Below are 17,901 nucleotides of genomic sequence, written 5' to 3'. Positions count from 1 at the left end.
GGTGCGCATGCATGCTTGGCCGACCCCGTCCATTACCGCCGTCGCCGGTGACCCAGTCCCGTTGCAGCTCCACGACACTGCTGATCAACGAGTCAAACCCGTCGATGTCACTCCAGACGCGAACGGCGAAGTGGGCATGTACGTCTGCGGGATCACCCCATACGACTCGACCCACCTCGGCCACGCGGCAACGTACCTAACCTTCGATCTTGTCTACCGCCAGCTCCTGGCGAACGGGCACAAGGTGCGGTACGTGCAAAACGTCACCGATGTGGACGACCCGCTCTTCGAGCGCGCGGAGCGCGACGGCGTCGACTGGCGCGAACTCGGAGACAGCCAGACCGATCTCTTCCGCAGCGACATGGAAGAGCTCAGCGTCATCCCGCCCCGCGACTACATCGGCGCCATGGAGGCCATCGGCGAAGTCATTGCAATGGTGCAGCGCCTCCTCGATACCGGCGCCGCGTACGAGCTCACCGACCCAGAAACCGGCGTCACCGACATCTACGCACCCATCGACGCGACGCTGCAGTTCGGCTACGAGTCCAACTTGGACCGCGCCACCATGGAGGAGTACTTCGCAGAGCGCGGCGGCGATCCGGAGCGCCCGGGCAAGCGCGACCCGCTCGATGCGCTGCTGTGGGGAGGCCACCGCGAAAGCGAACCCGCCTGGGAGTCCCCGTTCGGCGCGGGCCGGCCGGGTTGGCACATCGAGTGCTCGGCAATCGCCACGAACCGTCTTGGCAAGCAGTTCTCCATCCAGGGCGGCGGCTCCGACCTCGCCTTCCCGCACCACGAGTTCTCTGCCGCCCACGCCGAGGCCGCTTACGATGTCCCGCGCATGGCGGGCCACTACGTGCACGCGGGCATGATCTCCCTCGACGGCGTCAAGATGTCGAAGTCACTGGGCAATCTCGTTTTCGTGCACAAGCTCACCGAGGCCGGACACGATCCGTCCGCGATCCGCCTCGCGGTATTCGCCGGCCACTACCGCAAGGACCGGGATTTCTCGCAAGACATCCTCGAGGATGCGGAGCGCCGACTCGCGCTCTGGCGTACGAACCTTGCGCAGGAGGTGGAGGCAGAGCGGGTGCAAGGGGTCGTCGATAAGCTTCGTGAGGCTCTCGCCAACGATCTGGATACTCCCGCTGCCCTGAAGCTTCTCGACGAAGCCCCGGGTGACCATGACGGCATGCTTGCCGCGGCAATTGATGGCCTGCTCGGCGTGCGCGTCGCCGCGTAATCCGCGAAGATAAACGCTATGACCGCTCCGGAGATGTCCATCCGCGCCCAGTTCCAGGATGATGTAGACGAATTCATCGATGACCTGCGCACTTTTGCTACAGGTTCCTACCTCAACGACGACGACAAGGCGCTGTGGGACGAGCCCTTCGACCCGGAGGTTCTGCCTGAGCTCAAGGCGCTGATTGAGATGTACCTCGACGCGCTGGATCTGCTCGGCGACGATCCGGAGGGCCCCCAGCTCGCACAGGTGACCAAGCCGTTCTACGAGAACTTGAGCGACTTCAACGACAAGTACGCCAACGCGGTGCTGGAGCCGGAGGAGAAGGCGGACATCGAATCGCTGGTGTTCCGCGCGGCGGCCGCAACCGGAGCGACCGACGAGGCGTTGCAGGAGCTGCCCGAAATTGAGTAGCGCGCCTGCCGCCGTGTTCTGGGACATGGACGGCACCCTCATTGACACCGAACCGCAGTGGGGCATCGCAACGTACGAACTCGGTGAACTCCTCGCCCGCCCGCTGACCGCCGAGGTGCGCGAGCGCACCGTCGGAGGAAGCTTCGAGTCCACCTTGCGGATCGTCGCGGAGTGGGCAGGGCATTCGCTTGTCGACGGCGATGTTGAACGCTATAAGGCATGGATGTACGCCCGGATGCGGGAGCTGCTATCCCAGGGCGTGGAGGTCAATCCCGGTGTGGGGCCGCTGCTGGCGGCGCTGAAGAAGCGCGGCACCCCGATGCTGGTGTGCACCAATACCGAGCGTGTGCTGGCGGACGCGTGCATTGACGTGATTGGTCGGGAGTTCTTCGTGGACACAATCACCGGCGATGAGGTGGCGCGTGCGAAGCCGCACCCGGACATGTACGTGGAAGCGGCACGACGGGTGGGTGCTGACCCGAGCGACTGCCTCGTCTTCGAAGATTCCTGGAACGGGATGAGCGCTGGAGCAGCCGCCGGGTGCGTCGTGCTCGGCCTGGCGTCTGAGGTGCCCGATGGGGTTACGGTGTTCGACCCGGCGCGGTTTGTCGGAGCAGACGCGAGCGACGTCGATGCCTGGTTTACGCAAGCGGCGTCTGCATGAGGTAGTGGGTTAGACTTTCTCACCGTGAAAAACTTCGATGAGCTCTTCGCCGAACTTTCTACCAAGGCTTCTGAACGCCCGTCCGGCTCCGGGACGGTTGAGGCGCTGGATAAGGGCGAGCACTTCATCGGCAAAAAGATCATTGAAGAAGCCGGTGAGGTGTGGATCGCCGCCGAGTACCAGTCGGATGCTGAGCTCGCTGAGGAGATGAGCCAGCTACTGTACTGGACTCAGGTGATGATGCTCAAGCGCGGTCTGAACCCAGACGACGTGTACAAGTACCTCTAACTACTGCAACCTGCACCGAAGACTTGCCCCTAAGGAATCCCACGCCATGATCAAGATTGCTGTCCCGAACAAGGGTGCCCTCTCTGAACACGCGCTCGGCGTGCTGAAGGAGGCGGGGTACAAGGGCCGGGGCATGACTAAGGCGCTCAACGTTGTCGATGAGGCCAACGGCGTTGAGTTCTTCTTCCTGCGCCCGAAAGACATCGCGATCTACGTCGCGCAGGGACACCTCGACTTGGGCATTACCGGCCGCGATCTGGCTGCGGATTCGCGTGCGAATGTGGATGAGGTGCTCGAGCTCGGCTTCGGCGCCTCGACCTTCCGCTTCGCTGCGCCGCAGGGCGAAACCTGGACGGTGGAAGCGCTCGAGGGCAAGCGCATCGCTACCTCGTACCCGCACCTGGTGGAGGACTACCTCGCCGCGCGCGGCATCGCTCCGGGTGCGGTGATTCGCCTCGACGGCGCTGTGGAAATTTCAATCAAACTCGGCGTCGCCGACGTGATCGCAGATGTCGTCTCCACGGGCGCGACACTGCGCCAGCAGGGCTTGGCCCCGTTCGGGGACCCGATCTTGGCCAGCGAGGCTGTCGTCGTGAAGCGACAGGGCTTCGAGCTGAGCGAGGATCACACCCGGGTGCTCAACCGCATCACCGGCATTTTGACCGCCCACAACTACCTGATGATTGACTACAACGTCAGCCGAGACCACCTCGATCAAGCCACGGCACTCACCCCCGGTATTACCGGCCCAACGGTGTCCCCGCTGTCTCGCGATGGCTGGGTTGCGGTACGCGCCATGGTTCGAAAGTCGCAGGCTAACCAGGTGATGGACCAGCTCGCTTCAATCGGCGCGGAGGGCATTTTGGCCACCGAGCTGCGCATTGCCCGCCTATAGTGACGGGCATGACCCAACGCATTGAAGAAGACTTGCTCGGCACCATGGAAGTGCCGGGGGACGTGTACTACGGCATCCACACGCTTCGCGCGGTGGACAACTTCCAGATCTCCCGCACTACCGTCAACGAGTTCCCGGAGTTCATCCGCGGCATGGTGCAGGTGAAGAAGGCCACCGCAGTTGCCAACCGCCGCCTCCACACCCTGCCGAAGGATAAGGCTGAGGCAATCGTCGCCGCATGCGACAAGATTCTCGACGAGGGCTTCTGCATGGACCAGTGGCCCTCCGACGTTTTCCAGGGCGGCGCCGGCACCTCGGTAAACATGAATACCAACGAGGTCGTTGCCAACGTTGCGCTGGAGATCATGGGACACGAAAAGGGCTCCTACGACCACCTCAACCCGAACGACGACGTCAACATGTCCCAGTCCACGAACGACGCGTACCCGACCGGGTTCCGCCTTGGCGTGTACTACGCGGTGCGGAGCCTGATCGAGGAGTTCGACCAGCTGCAGAAGGCATTCCGCGAGAAGGGCGACGAGTTCGCCGACATTTTGAAGATGGGCCGCACCCAGCTTCAGGACGCGGTCCCGATGACCCTTGGCCAGGAGTTCTCCGCCTTTGGATCGAACCTGGCCGAGGAGCAGCGCACCCTGTGCAATTCCGCTGAGTCCCTGCTCGAGGTCAACCTGGGCGCGACCGCGATCGGCACCGGCATCAACACCCCGACGGGTTACCGCGACCAGGTCGTTGCGGCGCTTCGCGAGGTCACGGGGTTGGACATCCAGGCCTCGCCGGACCTCATCGAGGCAACTTCGGACACCGGTGCCTACGTCATGATGCACTCCGCCATTAAGCGCGCCGCGATGAAGCTCTCCAAGACCTGTAACGACCTGCGCCTGCTCTCCTCTGGTCCGCGCGCTGGCCTGAACGAGATCAACTTGCCGGAGCGCCAGGCCGGTTCCTCGATCATGCCGGCGAAGGTCAACCCGGTGATCCCGGAAGTGGTCAACCAGGTTTGCTTCAAGGTCTTCGGCAACGACGTCACGGTCTCCATGGCCGCCGAGGCTGGTCAGCTCCAGCTCAACGTGATGGAGCCGGTGATCGCGCAGTCGCTGTTCGAGTCCATCCGCCTCCTCACAAACGCCGCCCGCACCCTGCGCGAGAAGTGCGTCACCGGCATCACCGCGAACAAGGAAATCTGCGAGTCCTACGTCACCCGCTCCATCGGCATCATCACCTACCTCAACCCGGTGATTGGCCACCACGCCGGCGACGTCATCGGCCGCGAGGCAGCGGAGACCGGGCGCAGCGTCTACGACCTCGTGCTGGAGAAGCAGCTCATGACCCAAGATGAGCTGGACAAAGCATTGAGCAAGGAGAACCTCATGCACCCTGAGTACCGCGGCAAGCTCTACATCGACGAGGACTAACCCCGCACCGGACCGAGCGGGGCAGGTAGCGGACATCACAGTGGTTTTGACCGCTTAGGTGCTACCTTCCGGCCGATAATGGGAGTACTTGAACATTCCTATCGAAAGACCGTAAACGTGCTCCTCCTCGCGCGACTCATCATCCTTTTCGGCGCCATCGTCCTCGGCGCGCGTATGGGCTCCGTAGCTATCGGCTTCGCCGGTGGCCTCGGGGTCCTCGTACTTGGTCTGACCGGTGTCCCAGTCAGCGCAGATGCCATCCCGTTCGACGTGATCGGCATCATCATGTGCGTCATTGCAGCCATCGCTGCGATGCAGCTCGCTGGTGGTATGGACTACCTCGTTCAACTTGCCGAACGGTTCCTCCGCAGGAATCCAAAGCGCGTCACGCTCTACGCGCCGATAGTCACCTGGCTGATGACGGTGCTCGCCGGCACCGGACACACCGCATTCTCCACCCTTCCGGTGATCGTCGAGGTCGCGAAGGAAGGCAGGGTCCGCCCGTCGCGCCCACTGTCGGTCGCGGTCATCGCATCCCAGATGGCAATTGTCGCGTCGCCCATCTCTGCGGCCGTGGTGTTCATGGCTTCCATTCTGGAGCCCCTCGGCGTGGGGTATCTGCAGCTGCTCGCGGTCATGCTCCCCGCCACATTCCTCGCAATCTTCCCCACAGCTTGGGTTGCTAACAGAATGGGCAAAGAGCTTGACGACGACTTCGTGTACCAGCAGCGCCTCCGCGACGGGCTCGTCGCCCCGCCGAATGGGCGCGAAGCTGCCGTCGTCAAGCAAGGGGCGAAAACCTCGGTGGCGATCTTCCTTATTGCCATTGTGCTTGTGATGGTTTACGCCACGCTAATTTCGGACCAGATCGGTTTGATCCAAGACCCCGCTATCCCGCGCAACGAGGCCATCATGGCCATCATGCTCGCTGCCGCTGCTGTCATTCTTCTGACGAGCCGGTCCCAAGCGGCAGAGGTGCTGAACACCCAAGTATTTAAGTCTGGCATGTCCGCCAGCGTGTGCGTTTTGGGTGTTGCGTGGCTGGGCACGACATTCATCAACCACTACCTCGAAGACATTCAGAGCATTGCCGGGGACGTGCTGCAGGCGCAACCGTGGTTGCTCGCCGTCGTGCTGTTCTTCGCGGCGTGCCTGTTGTACTCGCAAGCTGCAACGGCGAAGGCACTCATGCCCGCTGCATTGGCGATCGGCGTTAGCCCACTGACCGCGGTGGCCGCTTTTCCGGCAGTGTCAGCACTGTTCGTACTGCCGACTTACCCGACGTTGCTCGCGGCTGTCGAAATGGACGACACAGGCTCCACACGCATCGGGAAATACGTCTTTGACCACCCATTCCTTATCCCTGGAGTGATCTGCATCGCGATCGCCGTAGCCCTGGGGTACGCCATCGGCGCTGCGGTACTCTGAGGCCTATGACAGCCCAGCACACGCAGGAAACCCAGCCCAAGACCGACGTCGAGATCGCACAGGCCCACAAGCTCGAGCCGATCACCGAGATCGCCGCCCGTGCCGGGGTCGCGGACGAGGCGTTGGTGCCGTACGGCAAGTACATGGCCAAGGTGGACGTCACCCAGGTGTCGGACTCGGAGCCGGGAAAGCTGGTGCTGGTCACCGGTGTTTCGCCGACACCGGCGGGCGAGGGTAAGTCCACCGTCCTCATCGGGCTTACCGACGCGCTGACCCGGCTCGGCAAGAAAGCGATGGTGGCGCTTCGCGAGCCTTCGCTCGGCCCCGTCATGGGTATCAAAGGCGGCGCCGCCGGCGGTGGCTACTCCCAGGTCGTCCCAATGGAGAACATCAACCTCCATTTCACCGGGGATTTCCACGCGATCACCAGCGCCAACAACACGCTGGCAGCGATGATCGACAACCACATCCAGCAGGGTAACGAGCTGCGCATTGACCCGCGTCGCGTCACATGGCAGCGCTGCCTGGACGTGAACGACCGCGCGCTGCGCAACGTGGTCACCGGTCTAGGTGGTCCAACCAGCGGCGTGCCCGCCGAAACCGGGTTCACCATCACTGCGGCCTCTGAGATCATGGCGATCCTCGGTCTCGCCGGCGACCTGGAAGATCTCAAGCGCCGCCTCGCAGCAATCACCATCGGCCTGGACTTCGACGGCAACCCCGTCACCGCAGGTCAGCTCCACGCAGAAGGCGCAATGGCGGCGCTGCTCAAGGAGGCGATCAACCCGAACCTCGTGCAGACCCTGGGCGGGACCCCGGCGTTCATCCACGGCGGCCCGTTCGCCAACATCGCACACGGTTGCAACACCTTGATCGCGACGCGCACGGCGCTGAGCTACGCCGACATCGTGCTCACTGAGGCCGGTTTCGGCTCCGACCTCGGCGCGGAGAAGTTCTTCGATATCAAGGCGCGTGCGGGCGAGTTGGATGTCGCCGCGGCGGTCATCGTAGTGACGATTCGCTCCATCAAGCACAACGCGGGCGTCGCCAAGGATGACCTGAAGACTGAGAACCTCGACGCGCTGCGCGACGGCATCGTGAACCTCGAGCGCCACGTCGAAAACGTGCGGAAGTTCGGCGTGACCCCGATCGTGGCGCTGAACCTCTTCGCCACGGACACGGACGCGGAGCGCGCCTTCATCCGCGAATGGGCGGATGAGCTCGGCGTCGCGCTCGGTGAGGCCGATGTCTGGGCGCGCGGTGGGGAAGGCGCGGAAGAGTTGGCGCAGCTTCTCTTGGACAACCTCTCCGAGGAATCGTTGGCACCGCTGTACGATCCGGCCGACGGCATCGAGAACGCCATTGAGACGATTGCGCGCGAGATTTACCGGGCAGACAACGTACAGTACTCCGCGAACGCGAAGCGCGATCTGAAGGTGTTGAAGGACAACGGCTTCGACACGCTGCCGGTGTGCATCTCGAAGACGCAGTACTCGTTCTCGGACGATCCGGCCCAGCTCGGTGCGCCGACCGGCCACACCCTGCACGTGCGCAAGCTGATCCCACGCACCGGCGCCGGATTCGTCGTGGCGCTCACCGGCGATGTCATGACCATGCCTGGCCTGCCGAAAACCCCCGCCGCCAACACCATCGACATCGACGACGACGGCAGGATTACCGGCCTGTTCTAGTCCGCCTGTTCCGTGGCGCCCTCCGCGGCATCCGCCGCCGAACCGGGCCACCCCGGATACGGCGGGGGAGTACCGCCGAACTCCGGGCACAACGCCTGGTGGGGGCACCACGGGCACAGCGCCGTCTTGCGCGGGCGGAACCGCCCCTCAACACCGTCGGCAACAATCTTCGCCCAAAGGTCGCCGAGGTCGCGCTCGAAATACTCCAGCTCCTCGCGCGACGGCGAGATCATCAGCGAATCCATCACACCCAGATACATCAGCTTGAGCTGGGTCGGAATCACGCCGAAGAGGCGCCAGTACACCAGGCCGTAGAACCGCATCTGCGCGAGCGCGCCGTCGGCAAACCGTGCGGAAGGCATCTTGCCCGTCTTGTAGTCGACCACGCGCACTTCGCCGCTCGGCGCCACATCCACGCGGTCGATAAACCCGCGCACCGGCACGCCGTTGGGTAACACCGCGTCCACGAACATCTCCTGGGCCTGCGGATCAAACCCAACCGGCGATTCCATGTGGAAGTAGCCTTTGAGCAGGGCGCGGGCGTCGATAAGCAATTGAAGCTCATCCTCAACTGCCGCGGCGCAGTCCGGCTCCTTTTGCTGCATGCGCGCCCACGCCGGCTTCAGCCGCTTGACCGCGGCGGGGTAGGTGCGTTCCTCGCGCGGCCAGTCGAACATTTCCTCCAACACCGCGTGCACGAGCGTGCCTCGAACCTGCTGAATGGTCTTCGGCTCGGGCAGCCGGTCGATGGTGCGCAGGCGGTAGAGCAGCGGGCATTGCCGGTAATCGCTGGCACGCGACGGGGAGAGCGCGAGCGGTTTAGGTGTAGTCATCGTGTTCACAGGGTATCGCTAGGGTGGGTTGCATGACGCAACACCTCGCTGAGTTCATTGCCGATTCTCCCAGCGCCTACCACGCGGCCGCGAACGTCCGCGACGCGCTTGTCGCCGCGGGGTTCGCGGAGGACACCGCGACCACGCCTGGCGGGCACGTCATGGTGCAAGGCGGGGCGGTCATGGCCTGGTGGGTGCCCGAGAACGCGCAGCCGCGCTTTCGCATCATCGGCTCGCACACCGACTCGCCCGGGCTCGTTGTCAAGCCAGGCATGGACTTCGAGGGGGAAGGATTCCGCCAGGTCGCCGTCGAAGTCTACGGAGGGGCAGTGGTCGAGGCATGGTTCGATCGAGAGCTCACCTTCGCAGGGCGCATCTCGCTTGACGACGGCTCGGTGCGCCTGGTTTCCACCGGCCCAGTCGCCCGTGTCCCGCACTTGGCCATTCACCTCTACCGCGGCAACCCGCCGGAGCTGAACCGGCAAACGCACCTGCAACCGGTGCTGGCCGAAGATCGGCCGCTGCGCGAGATCGTGGCCGAGGCAGCGGGCGTGGACGCGCAGCGCATCGTCGCCCACGAGCTGATCTCCGCTGACGCGCAACGTCCCGAGGTGTTCGGCGACCTGTTGGCGGCAGGCCGCCTGGACAATCTCTCCAGCGTGCACGCGTCGCTCAACGCGATGCTGGCCGCGGTAGAAAACGGTCCAGAGTCGGGCGACGTGCTGGTGCTCGCCGCGTTCAATCACGAGGAGATTGGCTCCTCGACTACTGAGGGTGCCGGCGGGCCGCTCTTGGAACGCGTGCTGGCCAAACTGGTTGCGGAAGTGCCTGAGATGGGTGACCCGCTGGGTGTGTATGCGGCGTCGTCAATAATCTCTGCCGACGCGGCGCACGCGGTGCACCCGAACTATGGCCACAAGCACGACCCGACGCACCGCCCGATGATGAACCGCGGGCCGGTGCTGAAGGTCAACGCGAACCAACGCTACGCGACGAACGCGGAGACGCAGGCGATCTGGCGCAGTGCCGCCGACGCTGCGGGCGTGCCGGTGCAGTTCTTTGTGGGCCACAACGAGGTGCCGTGCGGGTCCACGATCGGGCCAATTTCCTCGACGAGGCTAGGCATCCCGACCGTGGATGTCGGCATCCCGCTTCTGTCCATGCACTCGGCGCGCGAGCTGGCCGGTGTTCAGGACCAGCTGTGGTTCGAGCAGGCGCTTACGGCATACTTGAGCGGCGCATAACACCCAGCTCGTTAGCAACACCAGAGGAAGTCCATGTATTCAGGCCCGTTTCAGCCAGGCGACAAAGTTCAGCTCACCGACGCCAAGCGTCGGCACTTCACCATTGAGCTGGTGCCAGGCGGGCAGTTCCACTCGCACAAGGGCATCGTCGAGCACGACGACATCATCGGCGCCGACGAGGGTTCGGTAGTGGAGTCGACGCTAGGCGCGGACTACCTGTGCTTCCGCCACCTGCTGGTGGACCACGTGCTGTCGATGCCGCGCGGCGCGGCGGTGATCTACCCGAAGGACGCTGCGCAGATCCTCGTCGAAGGCGACATCTTTATGGGCGCGCGCGTGCTTGAGGCAGGTGCCGGCTCAGGCGCCCTGACCATGTCGCTGCTGCGCGCAGTCGGCCCGGAAGGCCGGGTGTTCTCCTACGAGATCCGCGACGACCACCTCGCTTTCGCGAAAGACAACGTCGCCGAGTATTTCGGCTCGCACCCCGAGTGGTGGTCGCCGCGTCTAGGTGACTTCGGCGAGATCACCCGCGAGGATCTCGACGGTCCCGTCGACCGCGTGATCTTGGACATGGTCGAGCCCTGGCACTTCATCGACACGGTGAAAGACGTGCTCATTCCCGGTGGCGTGTTCATGACGTACGTGGCCACCGTGCCGCAGCTGATGAACATCATGGAGGCGATCCGGGAGGCGAAGTGCTTCACCGAACCTCGCGCCTGGGAAACGCTGCTGCGCGAGTGGAAGGTGGAAGGCCTGGCCACCCGTCCAGAGCACCGTATGAACGCGCACACCGCGTTCCTAGTCTGGACCCGCCGCCTCGCCGATGGGGTGGTGCCGCCGAGGCCGCAGCGCAGGGCCCGTCGATAAGCTAGGCCGTTAAGCTAGACAGCATGATTGAAGACGATGCTTTCGGGCCCGAACTGCGAGAGCTAAAACGCGAGAACCGCGCAATGAGCGAGCGCAACACCAAGCTCGCCGAGCTACTCAAGTCGAGCCGCGACAAGCTCAACCTGCTCTACGCCCAAGTTGAGGCGCTCGGCGAACCCGCCTCGACCTACGGCATCTTCCTTGAGGATTCGCCGCGCGGCATGGAAGCAGAGGTCTTCACCTCCGGGCGCAGGATGCGGGTCAAAGTCGCACCGACGGTCGAGCCCACCTCGCTCGCCCCTGGCACACTCGTCAGGCTTGGCGACGGCACCGTGATCGTCGAGGCCTGCGGTTACGAATCCACCGGCCAGCTTGCGATGCTGGTGGAAAAGATCGACGGCAACCGGGCAGTGGTGGCGGATCAGCAGGGCACGGAGCACCTGGTGCACCTCACCGATCCGCTGCAGGAAGCGGCTCGTGCCGGCGATACGATGCTGATCGATCCGAAGGCTGGCTACGCCTTCGAGCGCATCCCCAAGACCGAGGTCAACCAGCTCTCGCTCGAAGAAGTCCCGGATGTGACCTACGCCGATATCGGCGGCCTTTCGAGCCAGATCGAGACGATCAAGGACTCCGTCGAGCTGCCGTTTGCCTACCCGGAGCTCTACCGCCAGTACCGCCTCGCGCCGCCAAAGGGCCTGCTGCTCTACGGCCCTCCGGGTTGCGGCAAGACCCTGATTGCCAAGGCGGTGGCGAATTCGCTGTCGCAGCGCATTGGCGACGGGGGACAGGCGCACTTCATTAACGTCAAAGGCCCGGAGCTTTTGAACAAGTTCGTCGGCGAGACGGAACGCCGCATCCGCCTCATCTTCGAGCGCGCCCGCGAACTCGCCTCCGACGGCCGTCCCGTCATCGTGTTCTTCGACGAGATGGAGTCCATCTTCCGCACCCGCGGCTCTGGTGTCTCTTCCGACATGGAGACCACCGTCGTGCCGCAGCTGCTCACCGAAATCGACGGTGTGGAGGACATCGCGAACGTCATCGTGATTGGCGCGACCAACCGCGAAGAACTCATCGACCCGGCGATCCTGCGCCCCGGTCGCTTGGACATCAAGATCCGCGTCTCGCGCCCGAACCGCGAGGAGGCCGCGGACATCTTCGCCCGCTACATCACCGCGGACATCCCGCTCGCTGATTCGCCGGAAACACTCATCGAGGCAGCGGTCGAGGAACTCTTCGCCCCTCGCCCCTTCGTGCGCCTGCAGCTTGTCGACGGCACCTTTGAAACGCTTCACTACCACGACTTTGTCTCCGGAGCCATGATCGCCAACGTGGTGGACCGGGCCAAGAAGCTGGCCATCAAGGACCACATCGCGGGCACGAACGCTACCGGTGTGACCGCCGCGCACCTCCGGGAGGCCGTGCGCACCGAGCAGGACGAAAGCGAAGATATGCCCAACACCGCGAACCCGGACGAGTGGGCTCGCATATCGGGTCGCCAGGGCAAGCGCATCGTGGCCGCCGAGGTGCTTGCCGGCGAGAAGCCGCGCACTGCCAGTGTGTAGGGGGTTTATTGCGCAAAACATTGCGCGGAGGAATGTGACGTAGCGTACAGTGCCTCCTATCCCACGAAACGGAACTCACCGTTCCACGCTTTGGACAGGAGGGCACATGAGCGCGCCAGTTGAATACGAATTCACCACCGAGAAGGACAGGTCTGCCGCTTTCGCCGTCGCGGCATTTCCGGTATTCATCTTGATCGGCTCGGCGATTGCATTCTTCGCTCCAGGCCCGTTCCTTCCACTCACGCAGTACATCACGTACTTCCTGATGATCATCATGTTCGGAATGGGTCTCACCCTGACCATCCCGGACTTCAAGGAGATCGCGCGCCGTCCGATCCCTGTCCTAATCGGGGTGATTGCCCAGTTCGTCATCATGCCGTTGGCAGCGGTGCTCGTCGCCAAGCTTTTCAACCTCAACCCGATGCTTGCGGTGGGTTTGCTCATGCTTGGCTCGGTGCCGGGCGGCACTTCCTCGAACGTGATCGCATACCTCTCCAAGGGGGACGTCGCGCTTTCTGTGGCCATGACCAGTGTGTCCACCTTGGTTGCGCCAATCATGACCCCGATTCTGATGCTGCTGCTCGCCGGGGCCGAGATCCAGGTTGACGCGGCTGGCATGGCGAAGTCGCTCGCGCAAACCGTCCTGATCCCGGTCATCGGCGGCATTCTTTTGCGCTACCTGCTGGACGCGTGGATGGAGAAGATCTCTCCGGTGCTGCCGTGGATCTCCATCCTCGGTATCGGCGGCGTCGTGTTTCCGACGGTGGCCAAGAATAAGGACGCGCTCGTTGAGGTTGGACTCATCGTCTTTCTTGCGGTGCTGGCGCACAACGTGCTGGGCTACATCCTTGGTTACTACACCTCGAAATTGTGCGGCCAGCCGGAGAGCTACCGGCGTACCGTGGCCATCGAGGTTGGCACCCAGTCCGCAGGACTTTCGAGCGGCATGGCGGGCAAGTTCTTCGCGCCGGAAGCCGCCCTGCCTGGCGCGGTCGCGGCGGTGCTGCACAACATCACTGGTGCGGTCTACGCCTCGTTGGTGCGCGGGCGCCCGACGGAGAAAGATGCCCCGCAGGTTGACAATGGCCCAGCGCGCGACGCACCCGGCCGAGACACAGGCAACGTCGTAGCGAATCACTAGAACGGAGGGCCATCTGGTCCGAAGGGGAATTCCGCGGGGAGGCGCAAGGGTGCGGCTCCTGCCAGCGGGCCGGAATCTCCGCTGCTTGGGCGCGGTGGATCGCTGTGCGGTCGTTCGCTGGGTGGCGGTTCACAGTGCGGTGGGGCGCTGGTCGGGCGCGGGTGTTTCTTTCGCCGCCGAAGCTTACTTACTGCACAATTCCGGGCGCCGTCGCTGTCGTTGAACTCTAGGTCGCCGGTTGGTCTGCGCAAACCGGCGCGACCTGCTTCAGCGTCATACTCCATATGACTGGTGTTAAAAGAGTTGTCACAGTCGTCGTTGTTTCGCCGGTGATGCTCTCTGCAAAGCCCGGTAAGGTTCGCGATGTTGGTGTCGCCGCCCCTGATCCAGGCAAGAATATGGTGTGCCTCGCACTCGGTGAGCGGTGCAGAGCATCCTGCCCAAGAGCACACACCCTGAACTGCAAGCAACGCGATCCGCTGCCCGATTGAGGCCGTTCGGCGCGTGCGGTAGAGGTTCAAGGGCACTTGGGTAGCGCCGTCGATGGTCAGCAGATACTCAGCTGCACCCTCGGTGCCCAAGCGGACGATGTCGAAGATGTCTACCTCGATACCGGTGTTCGTGGAAAAGAGCGTTGTCGAGTCTGCGTCCGCGATGTCGTCGGCTGTCACTGAGATGACTAGGGAGGCGGCGCCGCCGTTCCTCGGCTTCTCACAGTCGTCGAAGTGCTTGAGAATTGCAATGCACTGGTCGTACCTGCGCTGCTGCGGTGACCGGTAATCCTCAATGCCTTCGGGCAGGTTGGAGTTGGCAACTAACCCCTTATCGGCCAGCGCTTTGATGAGGGCCGCGTCGCCGCGGGTGGCCTTCATCTGAATGTCCACCATGCCGTCGGCACCCGGCTGCCCGATTCGCAGAGAGCGCTTTTCCATCCCCGCGTTTGGGTGTTGAGGTTTGCGGTGCTTCCGGTTTTCGGCGTCCACCCAGCGGCGCACGGTGGCGCGCAGGTCTTTGACGTCGCGGCAGTCGGCCTCAGCAAGCGCGCTGGCGAGCAACCGAGCGCGCTCGCCCTTCGCCGCGTCGAGGAGCTTGTCCAGCTCCTGCCGGATCGCTTCTTGCTTCGCTGTGCTCACCTTCTCCGCATGCTTACGAGCTTCCTCTTGCTTCTTGCGGGCAGCATCTTCGGCCTTCCGACGCTCCTGCTCGCGCCGCCGCCGCTCTTCGGCCTCGCGGGCAAGGCGCTCTTCTTCGGTTTCACCGAAGTCCAACAAGTCACCTGCATCGGTATCAGCTTCATTCTCGGACTCAGGCTCCGGTTCCGGCTCAGGGATCTCTGGCTCAGCGAAAAGATCTTTGCCGCGAGCAAGGCGGTCGAAGGCCTCTTTGGGGCTGAGCCCCATGAATTCTTTAAGGTAGGCGTTCGGGTATTTGGCACCCGCCAGGCGCCCGGCGTCATCGCGTTCGCAGATGTAGGCGAAGCTGGCGTCGATGAGCGGCTTTGCGTTGAAGAAGGCCTCAAGCCGCTCCATGTCCTTATGGACGTCGTCGAACTTCAACCGGGAGGGATCGGCGAATGTGTCTCGAATCTGCAGCAGTGCATTGCCGATCGTGTCGACATGTTTCCCCAGTTCGGTAGCCATGAACCCTCCCTTCAAGCGAACGATTTTTCGAAGTTGGGCATCACCCTACAAACCGCTCCCGACACGAATGGGCTTTATGTCCACAAAGTAAGACATAATGGTCTAAAGTGAGAGCTAGATCACAATGCGCTCGTTTCTCCTGCACCACCAGACCCACCGACAACATCATCAGACCCACCAGCAACTCCACCAGACCCACCAGCAACTCCACATGCACGCCGAACAGCCCGCACCGCATCGTTGAACTCGTGATCGGCGAGATGTGCAAAAGCCATCACTACACCGCCCCCGCCGGACGGGAGTGGCTGGACGACAGCGCACTCGAACCCCTCGGCTCGAAGGGTGCGGTTGAAACTGTCGTGGTGCAAGGGATCGTCGAAAAGCAACTGAACCTCGGCTCCCGCGTCGGAAAGCCGCACCGTCGCGCCTGGCAGTGATTGCAGGGTGGTCAGCGCAGAGGACTCGATTACGGCCCTGCGCTGCGCGACCCGGGAATGGGTTACACGCGTAACGCGCCTCACGGCACCGCTGCGAAGCAGCTCTGCCACCGCCCGTTGCGTGACGGTGCTGACAGGCATGCCGAGCACCTTACGGACATCGAGCAGAGCCTCCCCCGATAGCCCAGATGCGACAACGTATCCCGCCGATACCTCCTTGGAAAGCAGCGTCGAGAACGTGCCCAACGTAATCACCTCCGCGTTGCCTCCGAGCGCTGCCAGCGGGGGGTGAGGGGTGATGCGATAGCGCAGTTCCGCACTGAAATCGTCCTCGATCACTACGGTGTTCGTTCGGGCCGCCCACTCGATCAACTGCGCTCGACGCGGGGCGGGCATCGTGCCTCCGAAGGGGTAGAGGTGCGCTGGTGTGACCAGGAGCGCGTTCAAACCCGGGTCAAGCTCGGACACCACCACACCGCCGGCGTCAGAGCGGCACGCCTCCACTTCATGCCCGGCGAGCGGGATGACCTTTCGCAGGCCGGGGTGCCCCGGGTCTTCCACGCCGACCCGCAGCCCTTTCCCCAGGGACATGAGGATCAACAGCAGTCCTTCGCGCGAGCCGCCGGTAACCACGACGTGCGCCGGATCCACGGTCACCCCGCGGGCAAGGCGGAGGTGCTCGGCGATTGCTTCCCGCAGCTCTGGCTCGCCAGCCGGATCAGCACGTTGTCCGGCGGTTGCAGGCTCGGCCGCCGCCTCCCGCCACGCACGCCGCCAGGCAGCAGGGCTGATCGCTCCGGCACCGCCCGCGCCCGGTTTCAGGGAGATAAGGGGCGGGTGCTTGTCGACGCTTCGTTTCACCCGCACCGCCCGAGGCCCCGGATCCGTGACCTGCAGCTCCGGGTTTATCCGCGTCGGCGCCCCTTGGGACGCGAGCAAGTAGCCCTCGCTTATCAGCTGGTCGTAAGCGGCGACGACGGTGCCGCGTGACACTCCCGCTTGCTGAGCCGCGACGCGGGTGGACGGCACCGCGTCGCCGGGTTGTAGCAAACCGTCAGCCACCGCGGTGCGCACCGCAGCGGCGATTTGCGCGGGGAGGGGTAAAGGGTTGCGAGGGGAGACGTCGTAAAGCATGAGCCCAACTGGTCCAGAGAATCAATTGCCAACTGGATCTAGGAATCTACCAGTGGTTGGCGCAGCCTGGTCTGCATGGTCAAATCTTCAGAGTTGAACAAGCAGTTCCTCGGTGGCGTCATCATGGACGTTGTCACCCCTGAGCAGGCGAAGATCGCCGAGGACGCCGGCGCAGTCGCCGTGATGGCGCTCGAGCGCGTGCCAGCGGACATCCGCGCCCAGGGCGGCGTTGCCCGTATGAGCGACCCGGACCTGATCGAGGGCATCATCGACGCAGTCGACATCCCAGTGATGGCGAAGGCGCGCATCGGCCACACCATGGAGGCGCGGATCCTTGAGCACCTCGGCGTGGACTACATCGACGAGTCCGAGGTTCTAAGCCCCGCCGACTACGGCAACCACATCGACAAGCGCGCCTTCGGCGTCCCGTTCGTCTGTGGTGCCACCAACCTCGGTGAGGCTCTCCGCCGCATCAACGAAGGCGCAGCAATGATTCGCTCGAAGGGCGAAGCCGGCACCGGCGACGTCTCCGAGGCGACCAAGCACATCCGCAAGATCACGGCGGAGATCGCCGGCCTTCAGGCGATTTACAACGGCAACCGCGATGAGCTTTACGTCGCCGCCAAGGAGCTGCAGGCGCCCTACGACCTGGTCGCCAAGGTCGCACAAGACGGCAAGCTCCCGGTGCCGTTGCTGGTCGCCGGCGGCGTCTCCACCCCGGCCGATGCCGCGCAGATGATGCTCCTCGGCGCGGACGGTGTGTTCGTTGGCTCTGGCATCTTCAAGTCGGGCAACCCGGAGGCTCGCGCCAAGGCCGTGGTGAAGGCGACCCAGAACTGGCAGGACATCGAAGCAGTCACCGACGCTTCCCGCGGTCTCGGCGAGGCGATGGTCGGCATCAACGTCGCCGACCTTCCGGCGCCGCACCGCCTGGCGGAGCGCGGCTGGTAAACCGCCACACTCCACCAGCTACCATCGGTGCTC

Annotated in this window: 16 protein-coding genes; 13 read left to right on the top strand and 3 right to left on the bottom strand. The window is 63.8% G+C overall.

The genetic code is table 11. From position 1 onward, the window contains the following. Positions 1 to 7 precede the first annotated feature (7 nt). The 8 genes from mshC to CGLAU_RS06380 all read left to right on the top strand — a co-directional run bounded on the left by mshC (position 8) and on the right by CGLAU_RS06380 (position 8,056). On the top strand, positions 8 to 1,243 hold the full coding sequence (mshC, locus tag CGLAU_RS06415; RefSeq protein WP_095661083.1) for a cysteine--1-D-myo-inosityl 2-amino-2-deoxy-alpha-D-glucopyranoside ligase: 1,236 nt from the start codon (positions 8 to 10) through the stop codon (positions 1,241 to 1,243). A 33-nt stretch (positions 1,244 to 1,276) separates the two neighbouring features. Continuing rightward, positions 1,277 to 1,657, top strand: a complete 381-nt coding sequence (locus CGLAU_RS06410) for a hypothetical protein (protein WP_198305086.1) — start codon at positions 1,277 to 1,279, stop codon at positions 1,655 to 1,657. Then, entirely contained in the window at positions 1,650 to 2,321 is a 672-nt protein-coding gene (locus tag CGLAU_RS06405; RefSeq protein WP_269768535.1) for an HAD family hydrolase, read from the top strand. Before CGLAU_RS06410 ends, CGLAU_RS06405 begins: the two co-directional genes overlap by 8 nt. Before the next feature lie 24 nt (positions 2,322 to 2,345). Next, entirely contained in the window at positions 2,346 to 2,609 is a 264-nt protein-coding gene (locus CGLAU_RS06400) for a phosphoribosyl-ATP diphosphatase (RefSeq protein WP_095659971.1), read from the top strand. A 46-nt stretch (positions 2,610 to 2,655) separates the two neighbouring features. Further along, complete coding sequence (gene hisG, locus CGLAU_RS06395; RefSeq protein ID WP_095659970.1) at positions 2,656 to 3,504, top strand: ATP phosphoribosyltransferase; 849 nt, start codon at positions 2,656 to 2,658, stop codon at positions 3,502 to 3,504. Between the two features lie 8 nt (positions 3,505 to 3,512). Next, positions 3,513 to 4,937 carry an aspartate ammonia-lyase gene (gene aspA / locus CGLAU_RS06390; protein WP_095659969.1) on the top strand — a complete coding sequence of 475 codons (1,425 nt, stop codon included), beginning with the start codon at positions 3,513 to 3,515 and terminating at the stop codon, positions 4,935 to 4,937. A 78-nt stretch (positions 4,938 to 5,015) separates the two neighbouring features. Beyond that, positions 5,016 to 6,365: an anaerobic C4-dicarboxylate transporter gene (locus tag CGLAU_RS06385; protein ID WP_198304850.1), complete on the top strand. Its 1,350-nt coding sequence runs from the start codon at positions 5,016 to 5,018 to the stop codon at positions 6,363 to 6,365. A 5-nt stretch (positions 6,366 to 6,370) separates the two neighbouring features. After that, positions 6,371 to 8,056, top strand: coding sequence for a formate--tetrahydrofolate ligase (locus CGLAU_RS06380; protein ID WP_095659967.1), 1,686 nt, complete (start codon positions 6,371 to 6,373; stop codon positions 8,054 to 8,056). Here CGLAU_RS06380 and CGLAU_RS06375 read toward each other — a convergent pair. Beyond that, a complete protein-coding gene (locus CGLAU_RS06375) occupies positions 8,053 to 8,889 on the bottom strand; it encodes a RecB family exonuclease (RefSeq protein ID WP_198304848.1) in 837 nt (278 codons plus the stop codon). The two genes, CGLAU_RS06380 and CGLAU_RS06375, sit on opposite strands and share 4 nt — an antisense overlap. A gap of 32 nt (positions 8,890 to 8,921) precedes the next feature. Between CGLAU_RS06375 and CGLAU_RS06370 the strand changes: the two genes are divergently transcribed. The 4 genes from CGLAU_RS06370 (at position 8,922) to CGLAU_RS06355 (ending at position 13,706) form a co-directional block, all read left to right on the top strand. Beyond that, complete coding sequence (locus CGLAU_RS06370; protein ID WP_095659965.1) at positions 8,922 to 10,133, top strand: M18 family aminopeptidase; 1,212 nt, start codon at positions 8,922 to 8,924, stop codon at positions 10,131 to 10,133. A 33-nt stretch (positions 10,134 to 10,166) separates the two neighbouring features. Then, positions 10,167 to 11,000, top strand: a complete 834-nt coding sequence (locus tag CGLAU_RS06365; RefSeq protein ID WP_095659964.1) for a tRNA (adenine-N1)-methyltransferase — start codon at positions 10,167 to 10,169, stop codon at positions 10,998 to 11,000. A gap of 23 nt (positions 11,001 to 11,023) precedes the next feature. Next, positions 11,024 to 12,565 (top strand): proteasome ATPase, encoded by a 1,542-nt coding sequence (gene arc, locus CGLAU_RS06360; protein WP_095659963.1) that lies wholly within the window; start codon positions 11,024 to 11,026, stop codon positions 12,563 to 12,565. Positions 12,566 to 12,671: 106 nt separating this feature from the next. Continuing rightward, positions 12,672 to 13,706, top strand: coding sequence for a bile acid:sodium symporter family protein (locus CGLAU_RS06355; protein ID WP_095659962.1), 1,035 nt, complete (start codon positions 12,672 to 12,674; stop codon positions 13,704 to 13,706). Here the strand turns inward: CGLAU_RS06355 and CGLAU_RS06350 are convergent. Further along, positions 13,703 to 15,346, bottom strand: coding sequence for an HNH endonuclease signature motif containing protein (locus CGLAU_RS06350; RefSeq protein ID WP_095659961.1), 1,644 nt, complete (start codon positions 15,344 to 15,346; stop codon positions 13,703 to 13,705). The genes CGLAU_RS06355 and CGLAU_RS06350 overlap by 4 nt on opposite strands. 119 nt (positions 15,347 to 15,465) lie before the next feature. Continuing rightward, positions 15,466 to 16,917, bottom strand: coding sequence for a MocR-like pyridoxine biosynthesis transcription factor PdxR (gene pdxR / locus CGLAU_RS06345; protein WP_095659960.1), 1,452 nt, complete (start codon positions 16,915 to 16,917; stop codon positions 15,466 to 15,468). A gap of 75 nt (positions 16,918 to 16,992) precedes the next feature. On the opposite strand from pdxR, the gene pdxS reads away from it, so the two are divergent. Beyond that, positions 16,993 to 17,868 (top strand): pyridoxal 5'-phosphate synthase lyase subunit PdxS, encoded by an 876-nt coding sequence (gene pdxS, locus CGLAU_RS06340; RefSeq protein ID WP_095659959.1) that lies wholly within the window; start codon positions 16,993 to 16,995, stop codon positions 17,866 to 17,868. Positions 17,869 to 17,901: the final 33 nt, after the last annotated feature.

It is taken from the genome of Corynebacterium glaucum (assembly GCF_002287505.1).
Classification (GTDB): domain Bacteria; phylum Actinomycetota; class Actinomycetes; order Mycobacteriales; family Mycobacteriaceae; genus Corynebacterium; species Corynebacterium glaucum.
This window is presented reverse-complemented; position numbering and strand designations above follow the sequence as displayed.